Raw genomic sequence first — 1,869 nt, forward strand, 5'->3', positions numbered from 1 at the left:
CGGCAGGGGTGGGAAGCGTCATAAGGGTTCTCCGGGAGACGCGAACCTAACCATCTTGCGCGCGCATTCAATGCAGCGTCTGGCCGCACCTTAAAGCGGATTGTCCGAATGGATTCAGACGACCCGCTTTAACTCTTTGTTTTATGCATGTCGTTTTCCCAAAACCGAGGTCACTTTTGGGCGACATGCATTAGCCCGAAAACAGGACGCCCGTCCGGTTTTCGGACGGGCGGTGTCATTCAGGCATATAAGCGAGCTATTTCGGCGGGATGGTCAGGGTTGCGCCGACAGGAAGCCGGCGGGGTTCGTAGCCCTTGTTGGCGCCCGAAATGACCTTCCACCTGGCGCCGTCGCCATAGGCTTTCTTGGCCAGATCCCAATAGGTGTCGCCGGCAACGATGACATGGCTGGCTTCCGCTGGCGCGGCCTCAGCAGGCTTTGCCGGCTCGGCCGGTGCCGGCGCGGCTGGTGGCGCTGGCGGGGGAGGTGCTCCTTCCGTCGATATGGCCGGTGGTGTGTTGGCGATATCGCCCGAGTTGGCCGGCAATTCAGGCATTGCCGGTGCCGCTTCGGCAGGCTTGGCGGCTTCAGCCGGTGCGGGCGCCGGGGTGGCCGGTGCCGCTTCGGCTGGCTTGGCCGGATCGGTTGCCGGGGCCGCAGGCGCCGCGGCGACGGTCGCGGCTATTTCGGTGATGCGGCCGTCGAGCTTCGGCGTGTAGGGCCGGTGGGCGCCGAGATAGTCGGCAACCACCTGTTCCAGGCCGGGGCCGTAGTCGTAGGCATTCCTGGCCTTGTCGGCAAAGACCTTGTAGCCGTCGCCGCCCTGGCGAACATAGTTGTTGGTGGCGACCAGATAGTCCTTCTCCGGCTTGATCGGCGTCCAGGCACCGCCTTCCATGACCTCCACCGATTTGACCCGGCCGGCATTGGGCGCAACGGATTTGTCGAAGGAATATTTCAGGCCGGCGACCTGGGGGAAGCGCCCGGCGCCGTCCTCGACCTGACTGAGACCGCCCTCGAGGCCGGCCACCAGATCCTTGCCCGAAATCTGGAAGGTCGCCAGCGTGTTCTGGAAGGGCAGCACGGTCAGCACCTCGCCCATGGTGACGGTGCCCTTGTCGATCGAGGCGCGCAGGCCGCCGCCATTGGAGATGACGATCTCGACGCCCTGTCCCTTGACGCGGTCGAGGATGGCGTCGGAGACGAGATTGCCCATCGCGCATTCGCGGGTGCGGCAGCTCTCGCGACTGCCGTCGATGACGTCGGTGGTTTCGGCCACTTCCTTGTTCTTCAACGCCTCGATCGGCGCCCCAAGCTCCTTGATGCGGGCGAGCACGGCCGGGTCGGGGGTGATCGACTTGTCGAGATAGATCGGGTCGCCGCTGGCCGATTTGACGACGCCATTGTCGTCGAACACCACCTTGAACTCGCCGAGATATTTCGAATAGGAGGCCGCCTGCACCACCGGCACCTTGTAGCCGTCCGGATTGTCGACCATCGTCGGGTAGGGGCCTTCCGCCTTCGGATCGGTGTTCGACAGCAGGGAATGGCTATGGCCGCCGACGACGACATCGATGCCCGGGATCTTGGCGATGACGTCACGTTCGCGCCTGTAGCCGATATGGGTCACGGCGATGATCTTGTTGACGCCTTCGCCCTTGAGCTTCTCGACTTCGGCAGTGATCGACTTGACGTCGTCCTCGATGGCGACGTTGGGACCCGGCGAAGCGAGGTCCGGCGTGTCGTTGGTGATCGCGCCGATGATGCCGATGTTCTGGCCGCCGACCTCGACGACAACAGATGGCTTGACGCGGTCGCCGAGCTTGGATTGCGCGTTGGCCTTCACATTGGCGCCGAGCACGGGGAACT

General features: G+C 63.9%; 1 protein-coding gene. It reads right to left on the reverse strand.

What is annotated here, in order from left to right:
• Positions 1-256: 256 nt before the first annotated feature.
• On the reverse strand, positions 257-1,869 hold a 1,613-nt coding region (locus EN969_RS29315; protein ID WP_127419639.1), incomplete at its 5' end, for a 5'-nucleotidase C-terminal domain-containing protein.

It is taken from the genome of Mesorhizobium sp. M7A.F.Ca.CA.003.01.2.1 (genome assembly GCF_003998945.1).
GTDB lineage: Bacteria > Pseudomonadota > Alphaproteobacteria > Rhizobiales > Rhizobiaceae > Mesorhizobium > Mesorhizobium ciceri.